General features: G+C 50.9%; 1 pseudogene. It reads left to right on the top strand.

Annotation, left to right across the window (positions count from 1 at the left end):
• Positions 1-218: pseudogene (locus HMPREF2565_RS14120) on the top strand (IS3 family transposase); the annotation flags it as partial.

The raw sequence follows: 218 nt of genomic DNA, 5'->3' as shown, positions 1-218 counted from the left end.
GAGGCTGATCTTCGTGCTGAGAATGCTCGCCTGCGCCGTGAGTTGGCAGAGGCCAAGATGGATAACGAGTTTTTGTCAAAAGCGACAGCCTTCTTCGCCGCGAAGCAACGCGAGCAGAAAAGTTCGAACTAATGCAGCAGGAGAAGGCAAACTACAGCATCAAACGCATGGCACGGCTATTAAAAGTATCTCGGTCTGGATACTACAAATGGGCCCAT

Source organism: Corynebacterium sp. HMSC072A04 (genome assembly GCF_001809235.1).
Lineage (GTDB): Bacteria > Actinomycetota > Actinomycetes > Mycobacteriales > Mycobacteriaceae > Corynebacterium > Corynebacterium hiratae.
This window is presented reverse-complemented; position numbering and strand designations above follow the sequence as displayed.